26 protein-coding genes and 1 other RNA gene are annotated in these 24,669 nt (G+C 47.4%); 17 read left to right on the plus strand and 10 right to left on the minus strand.

Annotated features, from left to right (window positions below; translation table 11 throughout):
• Positions 1-38: 38 nt before the first annotated feature.
• From I579_RS05300 to I579_RS05315, 4 genes are all read right to left on the minus strand, one after another.
• Positions 39-749, minus strand: a complete 711-nt coding sequence (locus I579_RS05300; RefSeq protein WP_010754633.1) for an MgtC/SapB family protein — start codon at positions 747-749, stop codon at positions 39-41.
• Between the two features lie 147 nt (positions 750-896).
• Complete coding sequence (locus I579_RS05305; protein ID WP_010754632.1) at positions 897-1,310, minus strand: YrvL family regulatory protein; 414 nt, start codon at positions 1,308-1,310, stop codon at positions 897-899.
• Between the two features lie 75 nt (positions 1,311-1,385).
• Positions 1,386-2,378 (minus strand): hypothetical protein, encoded by a 993-nt coding sequence (locus I579_RS05310; RefSeq protein ID WP_169337953.1) that lies wholly within the window; start codon positions 2,376-2,378, stop codon positions 1,386-1,388.
• Entirely contained in the window at positions 2,272-2,883 is a 612-nt protein-coding gene (locus I579_RS05315) for a helix-turn-helix domain-containing protein (RefSeq protein WP_010754630.1), read from the minus strand. Before I579_RS05315 ends, I579_RS05310 begins: the two co-directional genes overlap by 107 nt.
• A gap of 421 nt (positions 2,884-3,304) precedes the next feature.
• Here I579_RS05315 and I579_RS12500 point away from each other — a divergent pair, with 421 nt between their 5' ends.
• Entirely contained in the window at positions 3,305-4,528 is a 1,224-nt protein-coding gene (locus I579_RS12500) for a sortase family protein (RefSeq protein WP_010754629.1), read from the plus strand.
• A gap of 42 nt (positions 4,529-4,570) precedes the next feature.
• On the opposite strand, the gene I579_RS05325 is transcribed toward I579_RS12500, so the two are convergent.
• Entirely contained in the window at positions 4,571-4,972 is a 402-nt protein-coding gene (locus tag I579_RS05325; RefSeq protein ID WP_010754628.1) for a MerR family transcriptional regulator, read from the minus strand.
• A gap of 115 nt (positions 4,973-5,087) precedes the next feature.
• Between I579_RS05325 and mgrA the strand changes: the two genes are divergently transcribed.
• Entirely contained in the window at positions 5,088-6,077 is a 990-nt protein-coding gene (mgrA, locus tag I579_RS05330) for an L-glyceraldehyde 3-phosphate reductase (RefSeq protein WP_010754627.1), read from the plus strand.
• Positions 6,078-6,181: 104 nt separating this feature from the next.
• On the opposite strand, the gene I579_RS05335 is transcribed toward mgrA, so the two are convergent.
• A complete protein-coding gene (locus tag I579_RS05335; RefSeq protein WP_010754626.1) occupies positions 6,182-6,652 on the minus strand; it encodes a universal stress protein in 471 nt (156 codons plus the stop codon).
• Positions 6,653-6,720: 68 nt separating this feature from the next.
• Complete coding sequence (locus I579_RS05340; protein ID WP_010754625.1) at positions 6,721-7,005, minus strand: hypothetical protein; 285 nt, start codon at positions 7,003-7,005, stop codon at positions 6,721-6,723.
• A 196-nt stretch (positions 7,006-7,201) separates the two neighbouring features.
• On the opposite strand from I579_RS05340, the gene I579_RS05345 reads away from it, so the two are divergent.
• Complete coding sequence (locus I579_RS05345) at positions 7,202-9,310, plus strand: HelD family protein (RefSeq protein WP_010754624.1); 2,109 nt, start codon at positions 7,202-7,204, stop codon at positions 9,308-9,310.
• A gap of 69 nt (positions 9,311-9,379) precedes the next feature.
• Here I579_RS05345 and ssrS read toward each other — a convergent pair.
• Both ssrS and I579_RS05350 read right to left on the minus strand, forming a co-directional pair.
• Positions 9,380-9,574, minus strand: a non-coding RNA gene (gene ssrS / locus I579_RS12645) — 6S RNA.
• An 81-nt stretch (positions 9,575-9,655) separates the two neighbouring features.
• Positions 9,656-10,948, minus strand: a complete 1,293-nt coding sequence (locus I579_RS05350) for a replication-associated recombination protein A (protein ID WP_010754623.1) — start codon at positions 10,946-10,948, stop codon at positions 9,656-9,658.
• Positions 10,949-11,087: 139 nt separating this feature from the next.
• Here I579_RS05350 and I579_RS05355 point away from each other — a divergent pair, with 139 nt between their 5' ends.
• From I579_RS05355 to I579_RS05420, 14 genes are all read left to right on the plus strand, one after another.
• On the plus strand, positions 11,088-11,735 hold the full coding sequence (locus I579_RS05355) for a DNA-3-methyladenine glycosylase (RefSeq protein WP_010754622.1): 648 nt from the start codon (positions 11,088-11,090) through the stop codon (positions 11,733-11,735).
• 50 nt (positions 11,736-11,785) lie between these two features.
• Positions 11,786-12,274, plus strand: a complete 489-nt coding sequence (locus tag I579_RS05360; RefSeq protein WP_010754621.1) for a DUF3013 family protein — start codon at positions 11,786-11,788, stop codon at positions 12,272-12,274.
• Between the two features lie 14 nt (positions 12,275-12,288).
• Entirely contained in the window at positions 12,289-13,233 is a 945-nt protein-coding gene (gene prmA, locus I579_RS05365; RefSeq protein ID WP_010754620.1) for a 50S ribosomal protein L11 methyltransferase, read from the plus strand.
• 3 nt (positions 13,234-13,236) lie between these two features.
• Entirely contained in the window at positions 13,237-13,989 is a 753-nt protein-coding gene (locus I579_RS05370; protein WP_010754619.1) for a 16S rRNA (uracil(1498)-N(3))-methyltransferase, read from the plus strand.
• A gap of 4 nt (positions 13,990-13,993) precedes the next feature.
• Complete coding sequence (locus I579_RS05375; RefSeq protein ID WP_010754618.1) at positions 13,994-14,647, plus strand: deoxyribose-phosphate aldolase; 654 nt, start codon at positions 13,994-13,996, stop codon at positions 14,645-14,647.
• Between the two features lie 141 nt (positions 14,648-14,788).
• Positions 14,789-16,996, plus strand: coding sequence for a RelA/SpoT family protein (locus I579_RS05380; RefSeq protein WP_010754617.1), 2,208 nt, complete (start codon positions 14,789-14,791; stop codon positions 16,994-16,996).
• A 4-nt stretch (positions 16,997-17,000) separates the two neighbouring features.
• The gene (gene dtd, locus I579_RS05385; protein WP_010754616.1) at positions 17,001-17,447 is read left to right on the plus strand and encodes a D-aminoacyl-tRNA deacylase; all 447 of its coding nucleotides are present in this window, start codon (positions 17,001-17,003) and stop codon (positions 17,445-17,447) included.
• 170 nt (positions 17,448-17,617) lie between these two features.
• Entirely contained in the window at positions 17,618-17,797 is a 180-nt protein-coding gene (locus I579_RS12795) for a hypothetical protein (protein WP_155854776.1), read from the plus strand.
• A 72-nt stretch (positions 17,798-17,869) separates the two neighbouring features.
• Complete coding sequence (locus tag I579_RS12800; RefSeq protein ID WP_155854777.1) at positions 17,870-18,256, plus strand: hypothetical protein; 387 nt, start codon at positions 17,870-17,872, stop codon at positions 18,254-18,256.
• A 125-nt stretch (positions 18,257-18,381) separates the two neighbouring features.
• Positions 18,382-18,987, plus strand: a complete 606-nt coding sequence (gene apf / locus I579_RS05400; protein WP_010754614.1) for an aggregation-promoting factor — start codon at positions 18,382-18,384, stop codon at positions 18,985-18,987.
• Between the two features lie 210 nt (positions 18,988-19,197).
• Positions 19,198-20,847, plus strand: a complete 1,650-nt coding sequence (locus I579_RS05405; protein ID WP_010754613.1) for a phosphoenolpyruvate carboxykinase (ATP) — start codon at positions 19,198-19,200, stop codon at positions 20,845-20,847.
• Positions 20,848-20,987: 140 nt separating this feature from the next.
• Entirely contained in the window at positions 20,988-21,218 is a 231-nt protein-coding gene (locus tag I579_RS05410) for a hypothetical protein (protein ID WP_010754612.1), read from the plus strand.
• Between the two features lie 218 nt (positions 21,219-21,436).
• Positions 21,437-22,309: a GRP family sugar transporter gene (locus I579_RS05415; protein WP_010754611.1), complete on the plus strand. Its 873-nt coding sequence runs from the start codon at positions 21,437-21,439 to the stop codon at positions 22,307-22,309.
• Positions 22,310-22,354: 45 nt separating this feature from the next.
• Positions 22,355-23,731 carry an APC family permease gene (locus I579_RS05420; RefSeq protein ID WP_010754610.1) on the plus strand — a complete coding sequence of 459 codons (1,377 nt, stop codon included), beginning with the start codon at positions 22,355-22,357 and terminating at the stop codon, positions 23,729-23,731.
• 49 nt (positions 23,732-23,780) lie between these two features.
• Here the strand turns inward: I579_RS05420 and I579_RS05425 are convergent, their stop codons facing one another.
• Positions 23,781-24,560, minus strand: a complete 780-nt coding sequence (locus I579_RS05425) for an ABC transporter ATP-binding protein (RefSeq protein ID WP_010754609.1) — start codon at positions 24,558-24,560, stop codon at positions 23,781-23,783.
• Positions 24,561-24,669: the final 109 nt, after the last annotated feature.

Consider the following 24,669-nt stretch of genomic DNA (forward strand, 5'->3'; position numbering starts at 1 on the left):
GCTCTGAAGTCTGGAAATAGCCGGACTTCAGGGCTTTTTTAATTGATCAAACGAATTTTTAAAATATGGGGGTTGCTGGATAAGGACAGCAGGAGATTTTTTTCCGACATTCCCCGGGGCACGGTCAATGTGTAGATGACGGAATACGTGCGGAAGGTTTCGTGGGGCAGGCGCTTGATTTCAAAGTCCATATCCTCCACTTTAATCTTGTGCTCGTCTAAGTATTCTTGGATAAAGTCATTGGAAGCGTCCCAGTTTTCCAATTCCACTAAAAGGCGCCGGGTACGAGGCAACGGCATCAAGTGACTGACAAAGGTCAAAGCCGCCAACACGCAGACCCAACTGGTTAGTGCCAAGGCGTAAAAGCCCATGCCCGTGGCAATTCCCACGGCGGCAATCGCCCACAGGGAAGCGGCAGTGGTCAAACCGGTGACGGAATCCTTGTTCACGATAATGGTGCCGGCCCCGAGAAACCCGATACCGCTGACGATTTGGGCAATCAAGCGGGCATTGTCCGCGCTTAAAACCCCGATCATTTTGGGATTGTCCATGGCAAAGGTGATAGAGGACCAGGTGATTTCTTGTTGAATCATGGCGATTAAAGCCGCACCGATACACACGAGAATATGAGTCTTCATCCCCGCAGGCCGCTTCTTAAATTCCCGCTCATAGCCCACGGCGCCCCCCATGACTACCGCTAGCAATAAGCGTAAGGCCATTTCCCCTACGTGTAAGTGATATTCATCCACAAAAACCCCTCCTTTTGCCACCGCTTTGTGTTTCGCTCTTCTCTTCTATAGTAGCAAACCCGGCAAGTTTAGGAAACTAGAAGCACTAGCTGGGAGATATCAAAAAAAGCCGAACCTCAAATGGGTTCGGCCTTTTAGAATCGCTATTTAATGGCGAACTTTTGGTTGTAAATCATTTAGCAGCAATTCCAATAAGGAAAAAATCAAGCTGGTGAGTAAAGCGGCGAAAAAAGGAATCCGCACGGTGGGGTCAAAGAGTGCCACCAGCATCATAATTAGCGTGCTAAGTCCGGTATCCACTAAGAAAAACCACAGCTTGTCACTAGGACGCTTGGAACGTTGGTAGCGTCTTTCCAAAGCGGTGGATAAAGGCGCAAAGGGTAAATTGAGCACGAGAGCCAAAAAAACAAAAGCAATCAGGCTGCCCCGGGTAGCATATCCCGCCCCGAAGAGATTCAAAAGTGCGGCTCCGAATACCGATAAGATTAAGATGACAAAACCCGTAGTGATAAAGGCCATTAAGAGTACCGAAGCAGGGGGACGGTTGGGTAGTTTGGGCACGTAAAACATCCTCTTTTCTGTAAAAACTGCTTCTATTATAGCAAACTGAGAAGAAAGGACAAGTCGTCCGGCCCCTTACATAAAGTGCAAACGTTCATTGCGCAAGTAGTACAAATCGCGCAAGGTGTAAAACAAATAAGGCAATTCTTCGTCAGGCGTCACGATATTCCACAGTAGGTAAGGAACATCTGGGAAGTCTTGGGGAAAGGTCGCCATGGAAGTAATCACCAAGTCGTACTGATCCGCTTGTTCCGGAAGAAATGGTTCATAATGCACAAAATAAATCGCTCCGATTACGAGCTGGAGTTTTTCTTGTAAAATACAATTGGGCTCGATGGCGATGTCCACTCGCAGCTTCGTCCAAAGCATCTCTTCCATGTAGGTGGCTTTTAAAATATGCCCAAAGCTTTTTTCAAAGGTGGGAAAATACTCTCGGTATTGCAAAAATTTGCTGTCCTTGGTGGAACGAAAGAAATGGCGGATTTCTTCTTCATAGTGGACGCTGGCGGGATTCAGGCGATTTTCCTGTACGAGAAAATAATGAAGATTGGGGAAACTGCCTTGAAAGGCCCAGATGCCCGCGCCGGCTTGAAGCAAATTTAGCTGAAGCACTTGGCGTTTTTTAGGTGCAATGGACTTTTTGAAGATTTGACTTTCGAAATAGACCAAGAAAGCCTCCACCAGTTCATTGAGTGTGGGGAGTTTTTTTGCTAGGACTAGCTGATGCTTTTCCACTAGCGCGCTTTCTGTGGTGAAGCCAGGGCTGATCAGGCTACTCATTAAGAGGCCACCGCTTTCCTTGGCAATGAATTTTTTAGGAATCAAAGGATTATGTTGGCAGAGACTCAGATCATACAAGGGATTGTCTTCCAGTAAACGCTGCACCCGATGTGTCTCCAAATGGTAGTGCTTCCCTTTTAAACGAAAATACTGAATGATCAGCTTCAGGCGGTAGAGCTTTTCACTGACATAGCGATGCTCCGGCGGGACATAGGCCAAAAGCTTCGGCAAGAGGCTTTCGTCGATGGTATAGGGGGCTAAAAGTGCGGGATCCCCTTGCGTGCCCATCCAAAAAAGGTAGAGCAAAAGACTGGCGTAAAAGCAGTTCATCATTGGAAACCAATGTGCAGCTAGCCAAGCTGAGCTGGATGCCGTAATGCTTCAAGTAGTTTTGCAGCTCGCGAATATTGCGACTTAACGTGGAAAAGCTAATGAAATTCTCCGTGAGAAAATCGGCTACTTCATGGCTTTCTTCTTTTACCAGCCAGAGCAAAAATTGAAAAGGAATGGAGTGTTCTTTTAACAAAACTCCTCGAAACGTGTTTAAGGAAATGGTGATTTGCTCCACGGCCAAGTTCTTGCCTTGGCGAAAAAGAGCCGCTTGCTCCGGATCAATCAGTTGAACAATCTCGGCAATCCGCTCTAAGGTGTATTTTACCTTGGCATAGCTGAAGCCGGTTAGATGGGCGAGCTGTCGTAGGGAATAGTCGCGCTTTGGTAATTTGGTGATCTTTTCGAAAAGCTGGTAATAGTCCAGTTGATTCTTGGAAAGCATGATCTTCTCATAGCGCATACGAAAGCCCCCCTTGTTTGTCTATTTTCATTATACCAAGCTTTTTTGAAGATAGAACACTTGATTGCACCCGAAAAAATAAAGAAACAGACTGCAAAAGATTAAGAAAAGGAAAGGCAAATAATCCTTCAAGCAAACCGCCCCTGTTATCTGGGGGTGGGTTGCTTTTTTTAGTTATTGAAAGTTTTCAATGATTTTCTGGTATTTTCATCTAACTGTCAAGACAGTTGCAAAGCTTACTAGTTTTTTTTATGAATTTTCGAAAGTTCGCAAATCTGGAAATTTATGAGAAAAGTGGATATAACCTTGATTGGAAGCGGGTTGTGTGAGATTTGTATTCAAATTTCCAAACAGAATTCTAGAAATTAGAGGATACGGCAGGTAAGCTTAAGCTACCCTTAGAAAAAAGAGGAGCGATAGAATGAAACGCAAAGAAGTCTTTTCAAAAGTTGTGGCTGTTGTGGCGCTAGTGCTAGTCGTAGTTGGTTTTTATAATTTGTATTCCTATCTTAATGTAGAAGCGGAAGTCGACCAAAAGTTCGTTTCCAATCTACTCATTGATAACAGCGAAAATGACAAGTTTTCTGAAGCTCAATTACTCAAATTGACTCAGGCGAAAGAAGTGGGCAAAGTATTGGACGTGACACTCTCCAATGAGGACGCAATGGACAATCTGGAGCCGGGAATTTATTCCGCTCAAATCACGCTTCAATTGCCTTATAATCAAAAAATTCAACGCACGGTGACGGTGAATGTCCGGGACACAATGCCCCCGGTTATCACTAGTCCGGCGACCTTGACCGTAACCCAAGGAACGGCTTTTCCAGTAGATAAAGTAACCGTGACTGATCAATTGGCGACCACCATTGGAGCGGAGGCCTTAAAAGTCAGCGGCTTTGATCCCAATCAAGTGGGAGAACAAAAAGTCCAACTGCAAGCCAGTGATACCTCGGGCAACACCACCAAAAAAGAAGTGCTGGTGACAGTTAAGGCGCCAGAAGCAAAACTCGTTGCCACAGAATCAAAAGCAACCCCGCCGGTAGCCGAAGTGAAAACCGAGGAATCCGCAGCCGAAAAAGCAGTAGAATCGCCGGCTGAAAGCACAACAACGGAAAATACGGCAACCAAAAGTTCTGAAGCGTCCGCCGAGACATCCAGCGAAAGCACGACAGCAAATCTTGAAGTGACTGAAAGTAGCCAAGAAACAGCAGCTAGTCAAGACGCATCAACCCCAGATGCATCCACTGTCGCTCCTAGGGAAACCTCCGTCTTGCGCTTTGCCGGAAGTACCGTGCCCTTTATCCAATACGGTGGTGCTAGTGCCGCACCTAGTAGTGGCGCCGGAGCTTGGATGGGCAATGGCAATGTTTCAGATGGTGCACCAACGCATTTTATCGGTCATAATCCTGGCGATTTTGCCGGCGTCATGGGCCTCTCCGTGGGCTCTGCCATTACGGTAGTAGACGGCAGCGGCAATGAGCGGACCTATACCGTCTATGAAGTCATTGATGTCACCGATGACGGCTACAATACCAATGATCCAAGTGATGATGTCTTCCCGCGGATGCTTTATGCCGGGGGAGAACGCATTAGTTTGCAAACCTGTATTAACGACAGTGTCAATCGCTGTGTGCTAGCTCGTTAGAAAAAAGCCAAGTCCGTAATTTTGGACTTGGCTTTTTTCATATTAAGAAGGACTGTTGACCGCGTGTTCGGCTTCGAAAGCGTCTTTACGTTCTTCGTAGGTTTTGAGCTTGTTTTGGAGATGGGCTTGGTTGTCCAATAAAAGAGTCAGTTGCTCCTCTAAGGCGGTGCACTGTTCTTGCAGCATGGTCACCAAAGTATCGTAGTCTTGTGTTTCGTCTTCATAATAGAAGAACTTTTGAATCTGCTGAATCGTCATGCCCGTGTGCTTAAAGCAATTAATCGCGCCGAGGCGATTGAGATGGCGCTGTTCATAGATGCGTCGCTGGCCTTTTCTGGGGACGTCTTTAAGCAGGCCCACTTCTTCGTAATAGCGTAAAGTCGATGGGGGTAAGCTGCAAAGCTCGCTGACTTGTCGAATCGTATAGGTTTGTTTCGTGGTCAATTTTTCTGCTCCTTTTTTTAAATCTTTCCCTTTACTTCAAGTGTACTTGAAGTGCTATAGTGAGTAAAGTAAGAAAGCGTTTCATAAGCTTTCTTTTATACAAGGAGGAATCGACATGTATCTTGCGCAAGAAAATCGCTATGACAAAATGCGCTATCGTTACGTGGGCAAATCCGGGCTACGGTTGCCGGAAATCTCACTAGGATTGTGGCACAACTTTGGAGATGTGGATAAAGTCGCAACTCAAAAAGAAATCATCTATGCTGCCTTTGACAATGGGATTACCCACTTTGACTTGGCTAATAACTATGGTCCGCCAGCGGGTTCTGCGGAATTAAACTTTGGGAAGATTTTGCGGGAGGGCTTGAAGCCTTACCGGGATGAAATCATCATCTCATCCAAAGCGGGGTATTACATGTGGCCGGGGCCTTATGGGGAATGGGGTTCCAAAAAGAATTTAATCGCCAGCTGTGACCAAAGCTTGCAACGCATGGGCTTGGACTACGTGGATATCTTCTATCATCACCGTCCAGATCCTAATACACCACTAGTGGAAACTGCCCATACTTTAGATCTTTTGGTGCGCCAAGGAAAAGCGTTGTACGTGGGGGTGTCCAACTACACTCCGGAACAAACGGCGGAAATCAGCAAATACTTTAAAGAATGGCACACACCGTTTATCATTCACCAACCGCGATACAATATGTTCGAGCGGACGATTGAACACGGGTTAACGAATGTTTTGGAACAAGAAGGTCTAGGGGCGATTGTCTTTAGTCCATTGGCCCAAGGCTTGCTTACCGGGCGTTACCTTAACGGCATTCCGGAAGACTCCCGGGCTCATCGGAGTGACAGCCCGTTCTTATCCGAAGACCGGGTGGAAGAAACTCTTGGCAAAGTTCGCCAGTTGAATGACGTGGCCAAAGACCGGGGCCAAACCTTAGCGGAAATGGCTTTGGCTTGGAACTTACGCCAACCAACGATTGCCAGCGTCCTAATCGGTGCTTCCCGAGTAAGCCAGCTAGAGGACAATTTGAAAGCTTTGGACAATTTGGACTTTGCGGACGAAGAATTGGCGAAGATCGACAGTATTTTAGGAAAATAGGCAGCAAGAAGCCGACTGACGTGTTTTGTCAGTCGGCTTTTAAGTGAGTAACTGTATTTCACAAAAAAAGTCAGGACGAAAATCGTCCTGACTCAAGGTATGCATTAGTCTTTGTTTTTGACAATTTTGTTTTCCAAGTCGGTGCGGACTACGAGCACGTCGCAAGTCGCATTGCGGATAACGTATTCGGAAACTGAACCGATAAAGAGGCGTTCCACGGCGTTCAATCCGGTAGCGCCTAGCATGATCAAATCCACATCGTGTTCTTGAGGAATTTGTTTGGCAATGATTGGTTTTGGTGTGCCGTATTCAATGACGGTGGTCACATCATGACACTCTTGCGCTTTGGCATAATCCACATAGTCTTGCAGCGTTTGTTTGGCCATTTCGGTTGCTTGCTCTGCTAGCATGCCGTCAAATGAAGAGACCGTTTGGAAAGCCCGGGTGTCGATAACATGGGCAATGATTAATTTGGCTTGGTTCCGTTGGGTAACACTAACCGCTTTTTTAAAGGCCAATTCGGCTTCGCTGGACCCATCCACAGCCACTAGAATCGTTTTGTATTGTTGCAACATCTTCCATCACTCCTTTAGTAAAACTCTTATACCTTTATTGTAGACCAATTTCCCTGAAAAGCAAAAAATTACTCACGGGGGGCCGACATTTTCTTGGAGAGCTGGAAGCTAAAGAACAAGGTCACCAGCATGACCACTAAGAGATAGGCATAAATCAGCATTTTGGTTTTCAAGAGCAAGACGGGAATCCCCGCAACGCCGGCCAGTAAGTAAAGGATGCCAAATGTATGGAGAAAGCTATGACTTTCTGGAGATTCCCCGATTAAAGGTAGGAACCACTGGGGCTTTTTCAGTAAGCTAAAGCCGATAAAGGCCAGTAATAGAGCAAATAAAGCGACAAAAAAGGTGAGCATGAGATTTCCTCCTAGACAGTTTCTGCTCTCATTGTATCAAAGTTCCTTTGGAAAAGGGAATCTGGTGGTCTTGTTCATTACGTGACTCACAACTCCCCACTATTAGTATACCGCTCTTTGAAGGTGAGAAACAGTCTTGTTTTTGAGCGGGGGCGGGTGTAAAGTAGGGACTCATTCAAGAGATAGGAGTGAAGCTATGGAAAACGAAGCCCAGCATTTGCAGATGGTGTATCAACAACTCCTCGCAGCCAAAGGTGAACTCAGTCAGCTGATTCAGGAAAAAAGTCAGTCCGGTCGTGCTTCTTTGCAAGAGATGGCCGGAGAGGTTCGGGTAAATTTTGACAGTTACTTGGACAATTTGGATACTTTTTCGGCCATTGAAAGCTTAAACCGGCAGATTGACCAGTACAATTTGCAGTTAGCCAGCGCCACGGAGACTTTGGCTCAAGTTCAGCGTTTATTGCCGGCACCGTATTTTGGCAAGATTACCGTGGATTTTCTCGATGGACAAGCACCGGAAGCTTTTTACATTGGGATCAATGGCTTTACCCGGGACAATGAGGCCTTGATTCACGACTGGCGCTCCCCGATTGCGGAACTCTTCTATAACAATGAACTTGGATCCTCTTCTTACCAAGTGCGCGGGCAAGTAATTCCCGTGGAGACAAAACAGCGGCGGCAGTTGTTAACGGATCACGATCGCTTGCTGAACTACTTTGACACAGGAACGACGATTCAAGACGAGGTGTTATTGGCAGCTTTGGCGGAGGATCGCTCCCGGGAAATGCAGGACATCACCGCCACGATTCAAACGGAACAAAACCAGATTATTCGGGATCATGATGCTCAGGTATTATTGGTCAATGGAGTAGCCGGTAGTGGCAAGACTTCCACGGTATTGCAGCGCATCGCGTATTTGCTCTATCAAAACCGGGAACGCTACACCCCAGAAGACATGCTGATTCTTTCCCCTAATCAGCGCTTTGCCCACTACATTGCCGGTGTTTTACCGGCGTTGGGCGAGGCCAATCCCCCCACATTGACCTTATTGGAGCTTTTGCAAACCTTAGGCCATGTGGAGGAAAGCGAAGAGGAGTACTTTTTGCGTATCAGCCAGGAGGCGGTTTCCGAGGAAACGGCGGTCTTGCGTTCGGTGGCTTTAATGGAATATTTGGAAAGAGACTTGGACTTTGCACCTCAGTTTCTACCTATCACCAAAAAAGGCAAGACGATTCTCTCAAAGGAATATTTGCAGCAGATTTTCGCTCAGACCCCAGCCGGCCCCTTTGCCCAACGGATTCAAGGGATGAAGCAGCGCTTGGTACAGGAATGGGAACGACGCTTAATAAAAGACAGTCGCAAAGAGCGAGTGCAACAACAGCTTTTGGATTTAACGGAAGCCCAACAGGAAAAACTATTGGGCAAAGTGCTAAGTGAAACCGATGAGGAACAGCTAGCTTCTTTTGCATTGACGCTTTTACGGCGAAAGTATGCCTTTGTCAGTAAAGCTTTGGCAACCTATGCTTGGCTAGATGAAGCCGCCATGTTTGCACAAGTGTATCAGGAGTATCAAGGGGTGCCTCTGCAAGCAGGGACTATGACTGTGGACTTGGCCGTGGCTCGAGGGTATTTTCATCAGGTGCAGATTGAACCTTTGAAGCACCGGGACTATCAAGTTATCTTAGTGGATGAGGTGCAAGATTACAGTCCGGCGGCGCTTTACTTGCTGAAAGCTCTCTATCCAAAAAGTCGCTTTACCTTGGTGGGGGATGACAATCAGGCCATTTTTAATAGTCATACTTTATTTGGGACCATGCAGGAGCTATTTAAGGAAAAACAGCCTCGGTACTATGCTTTGACCAAAAGCTATCGAACTACCGGGAATATCACGGCGTTTTTTGCCAGTTTAGTCGCCGACAAGATGACCATGGAAATCCTACCAGTGCGTCCTGCCGGCAGTCCGGTGGTGTATCGAGAGTTCCAAGATCCGGCATCTTTTGCCAAAATCCTCCAAGACTTTCAAAAGGTGATTGGCCCGGCAGAGCAACTCACGGTTATCACGAAAACTCAAGCGGAAGCAGAGAAACTTCAGCACTTTGCCAGCAGTCAGGTGAGTGTGTACCCGGTGGCGCTAGCGAAAGGTCTGGAATTTCCCCATGTGTTACTTTACGATGTCTCTGAGGAAAATTACCACAGCGAGCGAGGAGTGCGCCTGTTGTACACTGCCGCTTCTCGGAGTACCAAAGAACTCTGGATTACTTACCAAGGGACGCCGGCTGCGGTTTTGCCGTTGCATCAGCAATAAAAATGCTTCATCAAGCAGACACAAAAAAGCCACTGGCAAAATGCCAGTGGCTTCATTCATAAAGAATGGGGTATATCCGTCGATGCCGTTATTCGTCTTATAGTATTGATCCCGCAAATACTAGCAGGTGGGTCCCACGGTGCAAGCCTAAAGCTACCAAATGATAGGGCGTGCTACCAACTTACACACAAGACAGGTCCCGAGGTATCAATAAAGATGTTCGGTCAACACACAGAAAAGACAACTCGTACATCACAGAATTCCCACTTACATAGTAGCACAGGGGTGAAAAACTGGCAATAAGAATGGCTCAATTTTTTGAAAGCGCTGTCGGACGCTTGTCATTTAACGAGGCTTTTGACGGGACTCTTTGCGCCATTGTTCGATGCGGTTTTTTTGTTGCCCCAAGGCGACTTCGTATTTTCCCGTGGCCTTTGGTTGGTAGTACTGGGCGTCTTTGAATTTGTCCGGTAAGTACTGTTGATCCACCCAAGCGTTGTCAAAATTATGAGGGTATTGGTACTCTAAACCGCGGCCTAAGTCTTTCGCTCCCTTGTAGTGGCTGTCTCGCAGATGATCCGGCACGTCACCACTACCTTTGGCTCGGATATCGGCAATCGCCGCATCCAGCGCCATGTAAGCGGAGTTGGATTTAGGGGAAAGACACAAGTCCACCACGCAGTCGGCTAGAGGAATGCGGGCTTCTGGTAGTCCCAGGCGTTCGGCGGCTAAGACGGCATTCACCGTGCGAGCGGCGGCAGCGGGATTGGCCAAGCCGATATCTTCATAGCCAATCACCATTAAGCGGCGACAAATAATCGCCAAATCCCCAGCCTCCACTAAGCGTCCTAAATAATGGAGCGCCCCATCCACATCACTGCCACGAATGGATTTTTGGAAAGCAGAAATCACATCGTAATGGGCATCCCCGTCTTTGTCGTGAGTCAAGGCTTTACGTTGAATGCATTCTTCAATCACTTCTAAAGTCAGGTGAATGGTGCCGTCTTCTTCCGGTGGGGTGGAACGCACGGCTAGTTCCAGTCCGTTTAAAGCGCTACGCAAGTCCCCATTGGTAGCCCGAGAAAGATGCAGGCGAGCATTTTCCTCCATGTGCACGGGGTAATCTCCTAAGCCTCGTTCCTTATCGGCCAAAGCGTGGTCTACGGCGGTTAAGATGTCGGCTTCTGTCAGCGGCTTGACTTCGAAAATCTGCGTTCGACTGCGAATCGCCGGGTTAATGGTAATATAAGGATTTTCTGTAGTGGCCCCGATCATGATGATGCGTCCGGATTCCAAATGGGGCAGTAAGAAATCTTGCTTGGTTTTGTCTAAGCGATGGACTTCATCCAAAAGCAAAATCACGGTACCGCTCATTTTGGCTTCTTCGGCGACGATTTGCAGGTCTTTTTTCGTATCCGTGGCGGCATTTAGCATGCGAAAGGCGTACTTGGTGGAGCCGGCGATGGCCGACGCGATACTGGTTTTGCCGGTGCCGGGAGGGCCGTAGAGAATCATGGAGGAAAGCATCTTGGCAGCTACCATGCGATTGATGATTTTCCCCGGTCCTACTAAGTGTTGCTGGCCCACGACTTCCTCAAGATTCCGAGGGCGCATGCGATAGGCTAAGGGTTTTTCCATGAAAAGACCTCCTGTATGAGTTTCTTGTAGTCAGTATAACACGTTCTTTTCCTTAAGGCCTGAGGGACTTTCTTTTACGATGAACGGTATCCATAGCAACCCTTGGGATAATCGTGTAAAATAAGCATTGGTGAAGAAAATGACAGAAACGATGAAAGCCTTGCGCCGTTTATTTCAAGAAGCAGACACGCCTAGTGTGGCCCAAGCTTTAGTGGGGATGTATTTGGAACACACCTTAGAAGATGGGGGCAAGCTGGAAGGCTGGATCGTGGATTGCGAGGCGTATTTAGGCCCGGAAGACGAAGCGGCTCACAGCTATGGCTTGCGAAAGACGCCTCGGGTAGCGGCCATGTATCAAGAAGCAGGGAGCATTTACCTGTATCAAATGCACCGGCACACGATTTTAAATATCGTAACGAGAGAAGCGGGCCTGCCCCAAGGAGTGATGATTCGCGCCTTGGAGCCAGCTCCGGAGTATCTCGCCGCCATGCAGGAAAATCGTCAGGGACAAACCGGGGTCGCGTTAACCAATGGCCCGGGAAAATTAATGGCGGCTTTACAAGTGCCTTTTAGCTTGTACGGGGAGTCGATTTTTACGAGTCCTTTGCATCTGGTACCCGAAAAACGCCGGCAACCAAAACAAGTGCTGGCTGTGCCCCGCATTGGCATTCCCAATAAAGGAAAGTGGACGGACTTGCCTTTGCGTTATGTCTGCCGAGGCAATCCTTATGTAACCAAACAGCTTAAAAAAGACGTCAGTCCAGACTGGGGCTGGCAAACACACTAATCAAAAGACTGGTCAAACAATCCCGGTCTTTTCAGAAGAGGAGCTTTAAAATGGCAAAGAAAACCATGGTGAGTTATTTAGCCGAGGAATTAGAAAGTCAATTAGCCGACTATGAAGTGGGCTTAGCTTGGGATCGTAAAAACCACAGCGTTGAAATCATCTTCCGCTTGTTTGCGGAAAATCCCGCTAAGTTGCAATTAGACGATGCGGACGGCGTGACCTCAGAAGAAGAGGTGATCGAGTTTGAGGATGGCATTTTATTAGTCGATCCCAAAAAGTCCAAATATGATCCGAAAGACTACTTAGCGGTCTATCCTTACGAAGGCAAAAAAGGCCTACGCCAAGGAGAATTGGACGCTTTAGTGAGCTATCTCCAAGAGGTCTTAGATGAAGGCATGAGCGATTTATTGGACTTTTTAAACAGTCCAGATGAGGGTGACGAGATTTTTGAGCTAAAATGGGACCGGGAAGTCTTCCGGGAGCTAGTCACAGCAAAAATCAAAAAGGCACAGGACTACTTGCCTTATCCAAGTTATTAAAAAGGAGCACAATTATGAAATGGTATGAAGTAAAAGTTGAAACGGCCAGTGAAGCGGTGGAAGCCGTGGCCAATATTTTAGTGGAGTCAGGCGCCAGTGGGGTGTCCATTGAAGATGCTTTGGATGCGGCCAATTGGGAAAGTGATGCCTTTGGGGAAATCGCTGATAAAAGCGCCTTGACGGATTTAACGGAAGGGGCTCGGGTGGCGGCTTATTTCCCCGAGACCGTCTTTTTACCGGAAATCTTGCCCTTTATGCAAGAACGAGTAGCGGCGTTGCCAACATTTGGCCTGGCTATCGGGAAAAATGACTGGCAAATCACGGAGGTTTCCGATGCGGACTGGTCCACAGCTTGGAAGAAATACTACCATCCCGTGCGGATTACCCGTTATTTGACCATTTTGCCAAGTTGGGAGTCTTATACCCCGGCATCAGAAGAGGAAAAAGTCATTACGTTGGATCCCGGCATGGCCTTTGGCACCGGCACGCACCCTACAACTCGCTTGAGTTTACAAGCTTTGGAAGTTATCTTACGGGGTGGGGAACGAGTGCTAGATGTAGGCACCGGCTCTGGGGTTTTGAGTATTGCGGCGAAATATCTGGGCGCCGGCAAAGTCACCGCCTATGACTTAGACGAAGTGGCGGTACGCTCTGCCAAAGAAAACCTGGACTTAAACCCTGTGGCCCAAGACGTGGAAGTCTATGCCAACAATCTACTAAATGGTGTGGCAGAAGAAGCGGACGTGATCGTAGCCAATATTTTGGCGGAAATCATCTTGCTGTTGATTCCCGATGCCTATCGTTTATTGAAGCCCAATGGTCGTTTCGTAGTCTCCGGCATTATCCACGACAAGGTGGATGAGGTCATGGAAGCCATGTACACAGAAGGATTTGAAGTGGATCAGCTCTTTAAACAACAAGACTGGTACGCGATTATTTTGAAAAAAGCCGAGGAGTAAGCCATGCAACGCTATTTTATTGATTTACCTTATACCGGTGACAGCTACGAGCTGGCCGGGGAAGTCTTTCATCATATCGTGCGGGTCATGCGCATGGAGCCCGGAGAAGAAGTCTACTTGGTCTTCCCGGATCAAATGGCGATTATTGCGAAAATCACCGAGATAAAGTCGGAAACCGTGGTCTTAGTAGAAGTCGCCAAGGAAGAGCAAGCCAAGGAGTTACCGATTTTTGTGACGATTGCTTCCGGTTATCCAAAAGGGGATAAGCTGGAATGGATCGTGCAAAAGGGCACGGAGCTGGGAGCGGCAGCCTTTATGGGCTTTCCCGCTCGAGCCTCTGTGGTGAAATGGGATGCCAAAAAGCTAGGAAAAAAACAGCAACGTTTAGAAAAAATCGCCCAAGAAGCCGCGGAACAATCCCAACGGCAACGGACGCCTAAGATTCAACTGTTGGGTCAGTTTTCAGAACTGGTGGCGGCTTTACCGGAATACGACCGGATCTTGATCGCTTATGAAGAAAGCGCCAAAGCCGGGGAAATGGCGCATTTGGCCCAAGTTTTAACAGACGTCCAGCCAGGGGAACGGATTTTGGCGGTCTTTGGACCAGAAGGCGGCATCATGCCGGCTGAAATCGAGACACTAGTGGCAGCCGGCGGAATCCTCTGTGGCTTAGGGCCTCGGATTTTGCGCACGGAAACCGCCCCTTTGTACCTTTTAAGTGCAGCGAGTTATCAATTAGAATTAGCGAAGGAGTAACCGAATGAAAGTAAGTGAGTTGGTTAGTTTACGCCTAGTCGCGCCTGACATGAAAGACTGGGAGTTAAAAGATACATTGACGAAGTTGCGTCAAGAAAATCTGGTGCAAGAAGTGGTCGTCTTGCCCACCAATGTCCGCCGGGCCAAGCAATTACTGGCCCCAACGGCTATTAAAATCGGTACTGTGGTGGATTATCCTTTAGGCAGTGGCACGGTGGCGAAAAAAGCCTTTGAAGCTGGTCATGCCTTTCAAGAAGGAGCCGATTTTATCGAACTGTCTGTGAACAGCTATACCTTATTGGAACAAGCAACCCTAGTGGCCCAGTTAGAAGATACTTTACGGGGCATCGCCGTGACGTGGGGAGAGATTCGCACTCGCGTAGCCGCGGAGCAATTAACGGAGATCAAGAAGCTGGCCATCTTGCCTCGTATGCGGGAATTGGGCTGGAAATGTCTGGTATTAGATGAAGGAGCTTCCGTTGCAGATGCTTTGCACGATGCGGAAACTTTTTCCTTTGATGGGGGCGAAAAATTGCAACTTCAGCTGAATTTGACGGAAGCTTCCACAACGGTTTTACGAAACTTAGTGAAAAATGGTGTCACCCGAGTAGGCGTAGAAGACTTAGGTGATTTGGATTTAAGTGCAGAATTAGGCTAAAACTTGGGATGATTGTAATATTGCAAGACCCCGTGTATAATAATGCTAATCATTTTAAGGACGAGAAAAGCGCATCTTATCAATGTTTCTTCTGCTTTTTTCGCCCTGTAAGAGTTATTAATCGAAAGGAGGGTGCCAACAATGAGTAAAGAACCGATTTTAAGCGGCCCCGGTGTTATCAAAATCGTCAGCAGCTATATGAGTCCAGACCATGTGGCCTTTGTGCAAAAAGCTTTGGACTATGCCACCGCCGCTCACGAGGGCCAGTTTCGTAAATCCGGTGAGCCTTATATCATCCATCCCATTCAAGTAGCGGGCATCTTGGCGGAGTTACATATGGACCCTCACACGGTAGCTACCGGCTTTTTACACGATGTAGTAGAAGATACGCCCGTGACCCTAGAAGACTTGACCCGGGAGTTTGGCAGTGACGTGGCCATGCTGGTGGATGGGGTGACCAAGCTCCGGAAGATCACCTACAAATCCCATGAGGAACAACTGGCGGAAAACCACCGGAAGATGCTTTTGGCCATGGCCCAAGACTTACGAGTGATCATGGTTAAACTAGCAGACCGCTTGCACAATATGCGCACCTTAAAACACTTGCGGGAGGACAAACAGCGGCGGATTGCCAAAGAAACCATGGAAATCTATGCTCCTTTGGCACATCGTTTAGGGATTAGCCGGATTAAATGGGAACTAGAAGACACGGCCTTGCGCTATTTGAATCCGAAGCAGTATTACCGGATTGTCCACTTGATGCAGACCAAACGGGATGAACGGGTGGCCTATGTCTCCGAAGCGGTGGAAGAGATTCGAGAAGCCACGGAAGAGCTAGGAATTTACGCGGAAATCTACGGTCGGCCAAAACACATTTACTCCATTTATCGGAAAATGGTGGACCAAAAGAAAAAATTTGAAGAAATTTATGACCTTTTAGCCATTCGGGTGATTGTGGATTCCATTAAGGACTGTTATGCGGTCTTAGGAACGATTCACACGAAATGGAAACCCATGCCTGGTCGCTTCAAAGACTATATTGCCATGCCGAAAGCCAATATGTACCAGTCCTTGCACACCACGGTAATCGGTCCAAAGGGCAATCCTGTGGAAATCCAAATTCGGACCCATGAAATGCATGAAATCGCCGAGTTTGGGGTAGCGGCACACTGGGCCTATAAAGAAGGTCGCACGGAAAAAGTGCCGGAAGACAAGATTAGCCATCAAGTCGGCTGGTTCCAAGAGATTTTGGAACTACAAGACGATGCCTACGATGCTCCTGAATTTATGGAAGGGGTCAAAGGGGACATCTTCTCCGACAAAGTCTACGTCTTTACGCCAAAAGGGGATGTGACGGAGCTTCCGAAAGGTTCTGGACCACTGGATTTTGCTTATAGCATCCACACGGACATCGGCAATAAGACCACCGGTGCCAAGGTCAATGGCAAGATGGTGCAATTGGATTACAAGCTGAAAAATGGCGATATCATCGAGATTTTGACTTCGCCTAATTCCTTTGGACCAAGTCGGGACTGGTTGAATCTGGTCACCACTAGCAAGGCAAAAAACAAGATCAAGCGCTTCTTCAAAGCCCAAGATCGGGAAGGCAACATCCAAAAGGGCCATGACAGCCTGTATCACACCTTACAGGAAATGGACTTCTTGCCTAAGGACATGCTGACCAAAGACAAGGTGAAAGACGCTTGTGAACACTTCAATTACCAAACCGAGGACGATCTTTACGCGGCGATTGGTTACGGGGAGCTCAGTGCTACTTCTCTAGCAAATCGCTTGTCCGTGGAAGAACGGAAACAACGGGAAAAAGAGAAGAAGGAACAAGCCGTTCAAGAATTAGTCAACCAACCAACGGAGAAAAAGGAGAAGATGAAAGTCCGCCATGAAGGGGGCATCGTCATCGAAGGGGTGGACAACCTCTTGATCCGCATTAGCCGTTGTTGCAATCCGGTACCGGGAGACGCCATCGTGGGCTATATCACCAAAGGCCGGGGGATTTCCATTCACCGGGCGGACTGTCCGAATGTCCAATCCCCGGAAGCGGAAAAACGCTTGATCGAAGTGGAGTGGGAAGATACCGCCAATAATTCCAAAGAATACGATGCCGACTTGGAGATTTACGGCTACGATCGCAGTGGCTTGCTAAATGATGTCTTGCAAACGGTCAATGCCTTAACCAAGCGCCTACAAAGCGTAGAGGCCCGGACGAATAAGGAAAAAATGGCCACCATTCGCTTGACCGTCAGCATTCAAAACCTCAACCACTTGAAGTCCATTGTGGACAAAATCAAACAAATTCCGGATGTTTACAGCGTTCGGCGGACACGGGGGTAAAGCAATGCGAGCAGTGATTCAACGAGTGAAAAAGGCCAGCGTCAGTGTCGCCGAGGAAGTCTTGGGAGAAATCAATCAAGGCTTCGTGATTCTTTTGGGAATTCACGAGTCAGATCAAATGGCCGACGTGGAATACTTGGTACGGAAAATCAGCAAGCTGCGGGTGTTTGAAGATGAAGCCGGCAAGATGAACCAAGATTTGGCCGCGGTATCGGGGAGTATTTTGAGTATTTCCCAGTTTACTTTGTATGCCGATACCAAAAAAGGCAATCGCCCGAGCTTTGTCAAAGCCGCCCGCCCGGAAGTCGCAATTCCTTTGTATGAAGCGTTTAATGAACAATTGCGGACTTTAGGGATTCCCGTGGCGACGGGGGAATTCGGCGCTGATATGGCCGTATCTTTGATCAACGACGGACCGGTGACGATTATCATCGATACGTTGGATAAATAAGGAAGTAACCTCTTTTCTAGGTGTAACTGGAAAAGAGGTTTTTTTGCGCTTTTGTGAAGAAGTTAAAAGTTTTTTGCGTATGTAATCATAGTGAGGTTTTTGAACGGGCTTTGCTTGGCCGACATCCCTGGGTGTTTATTCGTCGCTTTTGACTGCTAGGAGGTCTTCTGATGATTGTGACTCTGAATCAAATCGCGTATTTCAAACCACAAACTACCGCTCGCCGGTTAAAAACTTACTATTACAGTGGGGGCTTTCAACCGGTAGTCTTTTTGAATTATTTGCGTTTGATCAATCTGACGGCGATTCTCTGGCAATTCCACTTGCTCCGGCCGCTTTGCTTGTTCTAAAGCGCTGACCACCTTGGCTAATTCCGCCACCGCTTGTTCGGCAGCCGCCCAACCAGTCACCACTTGGGCCACTTGGGGCAACATAGTAAACAAATTCCCCAAGTGGCCCAACTGTCTGTGACACTTTATCGCCAAGAAGTTCGGGCGCTGTTTTTTGCCCACCGAGAGGAGCGGGGAGTCCTTTTACAGTTGTGGCGGTTTCGGCGCTTTTTTACGCCAGGGGAATGCTGTGAATTACTGCAAGGAGTGGTTTTGGCGCCAGAGTCAGAGGATAAAGTTGAGAGCAATACAACAGCGAGAAGCTTGCTAAGAAAAAGTGAAGGTGGCGGGCCTTTTCGGGCTGTGGGACTGTTTTTAACCAAGCAGTTGAAAAAGCGCCGAGGGTTATTTCGTGAGCCTTGGAAATCTGTTTGGGGTTATTGGAGCGACTGGTGGCAGCTCGTGGAAACGGTCAGATAAATTACAAAAAGGTTACAAGTGTTATCAACGTAGGTTTTTTGTAATGAATTGTAAAAGTAATTTCATTCATGAAATGTTTTCTAGTGGTAAAGTGAATACCGTCGAGAAAACAAAGGAGAATGATCATGAAATCAATTAAAACAGTTTTATTGGGCGTTACTTTATCTGCTGGGGCAGCCGTTTTTGTCGGTACCGCGGATGCATCCGCTGACGAATTGTACACGATTCAAGCTGGAGATACGCTTTCAACCATCTCCAATCAATTTGTCGGGGACAATAGCTTAATCCAACAAATCGCTGACAAAAACAACATCAGCGATATTAACTTAATTTATGCCGGAGAAAAAATCACGATCCCTACAGACGGTGTAGCGGCTACCGAAGTCACTAGTGAACCGGTTAGCGAACCAGCGACGGATACGCCCGTAGAAACCTATGAAGAACCAACAACTTATGTGGAAGAAACATACACGGAACCGGCTGTGGCAGAAACCACAACCACAGCAGCAACTACTAGCTCTGCTAAAGAATGGATCGCCCAAAAAGAATCCGGTGGTTCTTACTCTGCAACAAACGGACGCTATATCGGCCGTTACCAATTAGACTCCGCTTATTTGAATGGGGACTACTCTGCAGCAAACCAAGAACAAGTTGCGGATAACTACGTAGCAGAACGTTACGGCTCATGGGAAGCAGCGCAAGCTTTCTGGGTAGCAAACGGCTGGTACTAAGATTTTAAAAAAGAAAATTGTGGAACGCTTGGCCTGAGTGCCAAGCGTTTTTTTGTTTCACATCTCGTTATTAAATGATAAAGCCTATGGGAATTCGGATAATCAAGGCAAAACTTTAAAAAGACAGGACATGATTTCCCAGTTGTATTATAATAATATTGTTAGTATGTAAACGCTGTAATTTTAATGTAGGTTAGGAGGAATCATTATATGGCAACTGTTGGTACGTTTTCTCACGGGGAGATTGCTCCCGGAAACAAACTGTTTTCCAGCTTCAAAACATTGGTAGAATCGGCTTTTTACGGGAACAATGTAGAAAAAATCACGGATTTAGCCGCCGCTTACGAACTGGCAAGAAAGGCACCGGGAGCGGCGATTACGGATATGCCAGTGAAGCATACGGCAGAACTGGGCTTGCCGAAAGATGCCAAGGTGATCGTCTTTAACGATGGCAAGGTGACGGGACGGACGGCGGCGGCTCGCCGGGTGATCGGACAACCGGGTATCGACAAGACTTTGTACGAAGGGGTCTTGCGGGATGCCCTGTTCCAAGGAACCCATAAGAAATTCTACGCTGGGGAAGTCGTGGTGGGCTTGGACAAGGACTTTATGGTGAACGCCCACTTGTTACTGCCGGAAAACTATGAGACGAATTTCTATTCTTATCTTTTGAATTTCCAGATTATGACCCAAGAATGGCGTGCTTTGTACCAAGATTCCAAGACCTATCCTGAGGCGGACATCTTCTTATATGCAGATCCGGACTGGCGCCATCCTGATTTTCCTCATGGCTTGGCCCTTTTTGATCCGGAGCATAATGTGGCGGCGGTTTTGGGCCTAAATTACTTTGGGGAGTTGAAGAAAGCTACTTTGACCTTAGCGTGGGCAACGGCTCACCGCAATGGCTACGTGGCTTGTCATGGGGGCATGAAGCAGTATCAATTGCCGGATAAAAAATTCACTATGGCGGCTTTTGGTCTTTCTGGTTCCGGAAAGTCCACGATTACTTTGGCCAAACACGGGGACAAATACCAAGTGAAAGTACTTCACGATGATGCCTTCGTGATTAACCAAACAGATGGCTCCACCACGGCTTTGGAGCCGGCTTATTTTGATAAGACTCAGGACTATCCTTTGACCGATCCGGCAGTGGATTACTTTATCACTTGTCAAAATGTCGGGGTGACTTTAGACGAGGCGGGCAAGAAGGTCATCGTGACCCAAGACATCCGCAATGGCAATGGCCGTACGGTGAAATCCCGCTACGTGACGCCAAATCGGGTGGATCACCTGCGCTCCTCCATCGATGCGATTTTCTGGATTATGAAAGACGACAGCTTGCCACCGGTGGTTAAAATCACTGATCCGGTCTTAGCCGCGGTCTTTGGCTTGACTTTGGCAACGAAGCGCACCACGGCGGAAAATGTGGTGGGGAATGTGGACATGGACAAACTGGTCATCGAGCCTTACGCCAATCCATTCCGCGTGTATCCATTAGGCCAAGACTTTGAGGACTTTAAAAATCTCTTTGAAGCAAATCAAACCGACTGCTACATCTTAAATACCGGTTTTTACAAAGGCAAGAAAGTCACACCGCAAGATACGTTAGGCTCCATTGAAAAAATCGTGGAAGGCTCGGCAGAATTTGCCGCTTTCGGTCCTTTGGCTAGCATGAGTTATTTACCGGTTGCAGGTTTTGACGTGGACTTTGAAGAGGGGGACTATGTCAAAGCGCTGCGAGACCGGATGCAAAGCCGCTTAGACTTTATCTTGGCCCAAGCGGTGGACAATGAGGGCTACAATGCTTTGCCGCCAGAAGCCGCAGCGTTAATGGAAAAAGTCATTGCGGAGTTGAACTAGGCTAAGTGGCAAGTAAGGCTTTTGCAGATGTTTCGCTTTCTGAAAGTAAACATGGTACCATAAATGTAAGGGCATAAGCTTTGCCCAAATCACATTCCAGCTTGCTTAAGGCTAGGTGAACGACATAAGGAGGAATTTTTATGAGTGAGCCAGAAAAAGAAAAATTGGAAGAATTGGCCCAAGAAGCCAAGAACGATGATACCTTTGAAAAACTGGATGAAATGGAAAAAGAGTTGAAGCTTGACGAAGAACCCATTACAGATCCAGAAGAAGACGAAGAAAAACCCGAAAAGAAATCTCCTATTGAAGAAATTATCGAGGATGCCCCGGCAATTGGTCTGATTCGCCAAAATAGCTCGGATCAAAATTAACCTGCTCCTCAAAAAGGCCTCCACCAGCATATTTTTGCCGGTGGGGGCCTTTTTTTGCCGGTGTATCAAGAAAAATTGGTCTGACCAATGTTTCAGAAATTCAAAAATTTTTGAAAGAAATCGCTTGTTACAAAAACGATTTCACTGGTAGACTATTTTGGTGTTTAAGAAAAATGATAATTGTTTTAAACAAATGTTTTAAAAAAGGAGAGCTGGTTTTGGAGTTAGTAATTGCATTAATCCCCATGTTTGCTTGGGGGAGTATCGCTCTAGTAAGCGGAAAAATGGGTGGTACGGCGAATCAACAAACTTTAGGGATGACCATTGGGGCCTTTGTCTTTTCCCTAGTGGTATTCTTTATTTTACAACCGACGATGACGATGGCTACGGTTATTTTTGGTTTTATCTCAGGGGTCTTTTGGAGTGTGGGCCAACGAGGTCAATTTCAAGGGATGCATTTTATGGGGGTTTCCGTGGGACTGCCTTTGTCCACAGGGATGCAGTTGATCTTAAACATCATTGCTGGCGCTTTGTTGTTTGGTGAATGGCAAAAAGGACAAGACTTTTTGTTAGGCGGTTTGGCCTTGATTTTATTGATTGCCGGTTCATTTTACACGTCACGTCGAGATCCACAACGGGCAGAAGAAATGCCGGAAAATCGTCAGCTTTTTGATTTTGGCAAGGGCTTTCGTTCCTTGTTGGTTTCGACCGTGGGCTTTGGTGCCTACACGATTCTCGTAACCTGGGCAGATTTGGACCCGGCGGCGATTATCCTACCCCAAAGTTTCGGAATGATGGTGGGAGCCTTCCTCTTCACCTTGAAAAACATCCGCTATGACCGTTTCATCGTGAAAAATACCGTGTCTGGTTTGCTGTGGGGCATCGGGAATATCTGCATGCTCATGGGGATTCAAACCTTGGGCTTGGCAGTCAGCTTCTCCTTGTCCCAAATGGGGATCATCATTTCCACTTTAGGGGGCATCTTCCTTTTAGGGGAAAGAAAAACCAAAAAAGAACTGTTTTATGTTATTTTGGGTTGTGTTTTTGTGATTTTAGGTGGTATGCTCTTAGGATATATGAAGAGTATTTAATCACTTAACGGGAAAAAAGTGTTTTCCTGTAAGAAAGGAACTGTTATGGAAATCTTTCGAAAAAAAACATTTAATCCGGCTGAACGAGGGGCGTTAAAACGCACCTTAACCTTGAAGGACTTGATTTTACTCGGCATCGGCGCCATTATCGGCACGGGGATTTTCGTGATTACCGGACAAGCTACCGCAAATTACGCGGGTCCGGCTTTGTCCATCTCCTTTGTGGTGGCCGCAATCGTGGTGATTTTGTCCGGCCTGTGCTTTGCGGAATTTGCCTCGCGGGTACCGATCTTAGGCGGACCCTATGCGTATCTCTATGTAGTCTTTGGGGAAGTAGTGGCTTGGTTTGCCGGCTGGTTCTTGCTCTGGGAATTCATGCTGGCGGTAGCTTCTGTGGCTTCCGGCTGGTCCGGGTATTTCCAAGGCTTTTTAAGCAGTTTGGGACTGGATTTGCCCACAGCCTTAACCGGGGGCTATGATCCTCAGGCGGGCACTTACGTGGATCTGGTGGCGGCCATTGTGGTGGTCTTCGTGACCTTCTGGGTTACTCAAGAAGCCAAGAAAGCTTTGCGCCTGAACAATGCCATGGTTTGGGTGAAATTCGCCATTATCGCTTTGTTTATCGTCGTCGGGGTCTTCTTTGTGAAACCGAGTAACTGGCAACCGTTCACGCCCTTTGGTGCAAAAGGAATTTTTGACGGGGCGGCCTTGGTCTTCTTTGCTTTTCTAGGCTTCGATGCGGTGGCCATGGCGGCGGAAGAAGTCAAAAATCCCCAAAAAGATGTGCCGCGAGGGATTATCGGCTCGATTCTTATTGCTACGGTACTTTACATCGTGGTGACTTTAATCATGTCCGGAATCGTACCTTACGATCAGCTGAATGTCAGCGACCCTGTGGCCTTTGCCATGCGCTATGTGGGCCACGACTTCTTAGGGAGCGTGATTGCCATTGGGGCGATTTTGACCTTGCTGTCGGTGACGATTTCCATGATGTACTCCTTGGCTCGTCTGCTTTATGCCATTAGTAAGGACGGTCTTTTGCCTCGCTTTATGCAAGAAATCGACCCCAAACACCAAACACCGAAAAAAGCGACCTTGGTAGCGGGAGCCGTGTCCTTGTTCTTTGCGGCGGCCTTTCCCTTAGAAATTTTGGCGGAATTGACTAATATCGTGGCTTTATCCTACTTGTCTCTAATGGGCTTGGGACTTTTGAAACTGCGGAAAACCATGGGCCCACCGAAAAAAGGCGAGTTCAAAGTACCATTCGTGCCCCTTTTACCGGTCTTATCCGTGGCGAGCTGTGTGTTCTTAATGTTGCAACTACAAGGCATTACCTGGATTGTGTTCGCCATTACCCTTTTGCTAGGCTTGGCGATTTATCTCGGTTATGGGTACAAACACAGTGTTTTAAATGATAAATAAAAAAACTCCTTCTTCTAGCTTGCTGAATTGCGAGTAGAAGAAGGGTTTTTTATTTTGGCGCTACGATAATCCGCTTTTCTTGATAGGAAAAGAGACGAATCGGCTTTTGATAAAATGCCATCAGATTTGACGCCGTCAGCAATTCTTGTGGAGAACCTTGCTGGTAAATCTTCCCATGACGTAGCATCAGCAGGCGATTGATAAAGGGTGGCAGCTCTTCCGTGTGATGGGTGACAAACAAGACCGTGGGGGCGTCCGGCTGTGCTTTAATACGTGCAATTCGCTGTAAGAGCTCTTCTCTGGCAAACAAATCAAGTCCCGTACAAGGCTCGTCTAGGATTAATAATTCCGGTGCGGGCATCAAGGCCCGAGCGATTAAGACCAGTTGCTTTTCGCCTTGGGACAAGACGGCATAGGGCTTGCCGATTAAGTCGCTGCCTCCCAGAGTTGCCAGCAAGTCCTTAGCCGCGGTTAATTCACTGACTTGATAGCTTTGCCACAAGCCGATGGAAGCAAATTTTCCCGACAATACGATTTCTTCGGCTAAGTCTTGAGGATAAAATTTGCTTTGTAAGGCCGCAGCCACCCAGCCAATCCGCCGGGTTAAATCCGGTAAATTGGTTTGACCAAAGACTTCTCCTAGCACGGTTAATTTCCCCGTGGAGGGCCAGAGATTACCGGCAATCATCTGTAAGAGCAGTGATTTGCCCGCACCGTTTAACCCGAGAATTCCCCAATCTTCTCCCGGCTGAATGTGCCAAGTAATGTCTTGCAACAGGGTCTGACCACTTTTTCGTAAAGAAACAGCTTCAAAGGAAAGAATCGTCATTTCGTCACCGCCTTTTCTTTTTATCATAGCAAAAAAGTTAGCCAAAAAGCAGTCCTTCGCAAAAAAAGCCCCTGAAAGCCGCGTATTAGCGTCTTTCAGGGGCTTTTGG

It is taken from the genome of Enterococcus asini ATCC 700915, assembly GCF_000407365.1.
Taxonomy (GTDB): domain Bacteria; phylum Bacillota; class Bacilli; order Lactobacillales; family Enterococcaceae; genus Enterococcus_C; species Enterococcus_C asini.

Bases quoted from the DNA above. Each gene is read 5' to 3' on its own strand.
- I579_RS05355 (WP_010754622.1), top strand. From the start codon at position 11,088: ATGACAGAAACGATGAAAGCCTTGCGCCGTTTATTTCAAGAAGCAGAC.
- I579_RS05420 (WP_010754610.1), top strand. From the start codon at position 22,355: ATGGAAATCTTTCGAAAAAAAACATTTAATCCGGCTGAACGAGGGGCG.
- I579_RS05410 (WP_010754612.1), top strand. From the start codon at position 20,988: ATGAGTGAGCCAGAAAAAGAAAAATTGGAAGAATTGGCCCAAGAAGCC.
- I579_RS05425 (WP_010754609.1), bottom strand. From the start codon at position 24,560: ATGACGATTCTTTCCTTTGAAGCTGTTTCTTTACGAAAAAGTGGTCAG.
- I579_RS05350 (WP_010754623.1), bottom strand. From the start codon at position 10,948: ATGGAAAAACCCTTAGCCTATCGCATGCGCCCTCGGAATCTTGAGGAA.
- I579_RS12795 (WP_155854776.1), top strand. From the start codon at position 17,618: ATGATTGTGACTCTGAATCAAATCGCGTATTTCAAACCACAAACTACC.
- I579_RS05340 (WP_010754625.1), bottom strand. From the start codon at position 7,005: ATGCTCACCTTTTTTGTCGCTTTATTTGCTCTATTACTGGCCTTTATC.
- prmA (WP_010754620.1), top strand. From the start codon at position 12,289: ATGAAATGGTATGAAGTAAAAGTTGAAACGGCCAGTGAAGCGGTGGAA.
- I579_RS05360 (WP_010754621.1), top strand. From the start codon at position 11,786: ATGGCAAAGAAAACCATGGTGAGTTATTTAGCCGAGGAATTAGAAAGT.
- I579_RS12500 (WP_010754629.1), top strand. From the start codon at position 3,305: ATGAAACGCAAAGAAGTCTTTTCAAAAGTTGTGGCTGTTGTGGCGCTA.
- apf (WP_010754614.1), top strand. From the start codon at position 18,382: ATGAAATCAATTAAAACAGTTTTATTGGGCGTTACTTTATCTGCTGGG.
- I579_RS05380 (WP_010754617.1), top strand. From the start codon at position 14,789: ATGAGTAAAGAACCGATTTTAAGCGGCCCCGGTGTTATCAAAATCGTC.
- mgrA (WP_010754627.1), top strand. From the start codon at position 5,088: ATGTATCTTGCGCAAGAAAATCGCTATGACAAAATGCGCTATCGTTAC.
- I579_RS05310 (WP_169337953.1), bottom strand. From the start codon at position 2,378: ATGGGCACGCAAGGGGATCCCGCACTTTTAGCCCCCTATACCATCGAC.
- I579_RS05345 (WP_010754624.1), top strand. From the start codon at position 7,202: ATGGAAAACGAAGCCCAGCATTTGCAGATGGTGTATCAACAACTCCTC.
- I579_RS05375 (WP_010754618.1), top strand. From the start codon at position 13,994: ATGAAAGTAAGTGAGTTGGTTAGTTTACGCCTAGTCGCGCCTGACATG.
- dtd (WP_010754616.1), top strand. From the start codon at position 17,001: ATGCGAGCAGTGATTCAACGAGTGAAAAAGGCCAGCGTCAGTGTCGCC.
- I579_RS05335 (WP_010754626.1), bottom strand. From the start codon at position 6,652: ATGTTGCAACAATACAAAACGATTCTAGTGGCTGTGGATGGGTCCAGC.
- I579_RS05405 (WP_010754613.1), top strand. From the start codon at position 19,198: ATGGCAACTGTTGGTACGTTTTCTCACGGGGAGATTGCTCCCGGAAAC.
- I579_RS05370 (WP_010754619.1), top strand. From the start codon at position 13,237: ATGCAACGCTATTTTATTGATTTACCTTATACCGGTGACAGCTACGAG.
- I579_RS05315 (WP_010754630.1), bottom strand. From the start codon at position 2,883: ATGCGCTATGAGAAGATCATGCTTTCCAAGAATCAACTGGACTATTAC.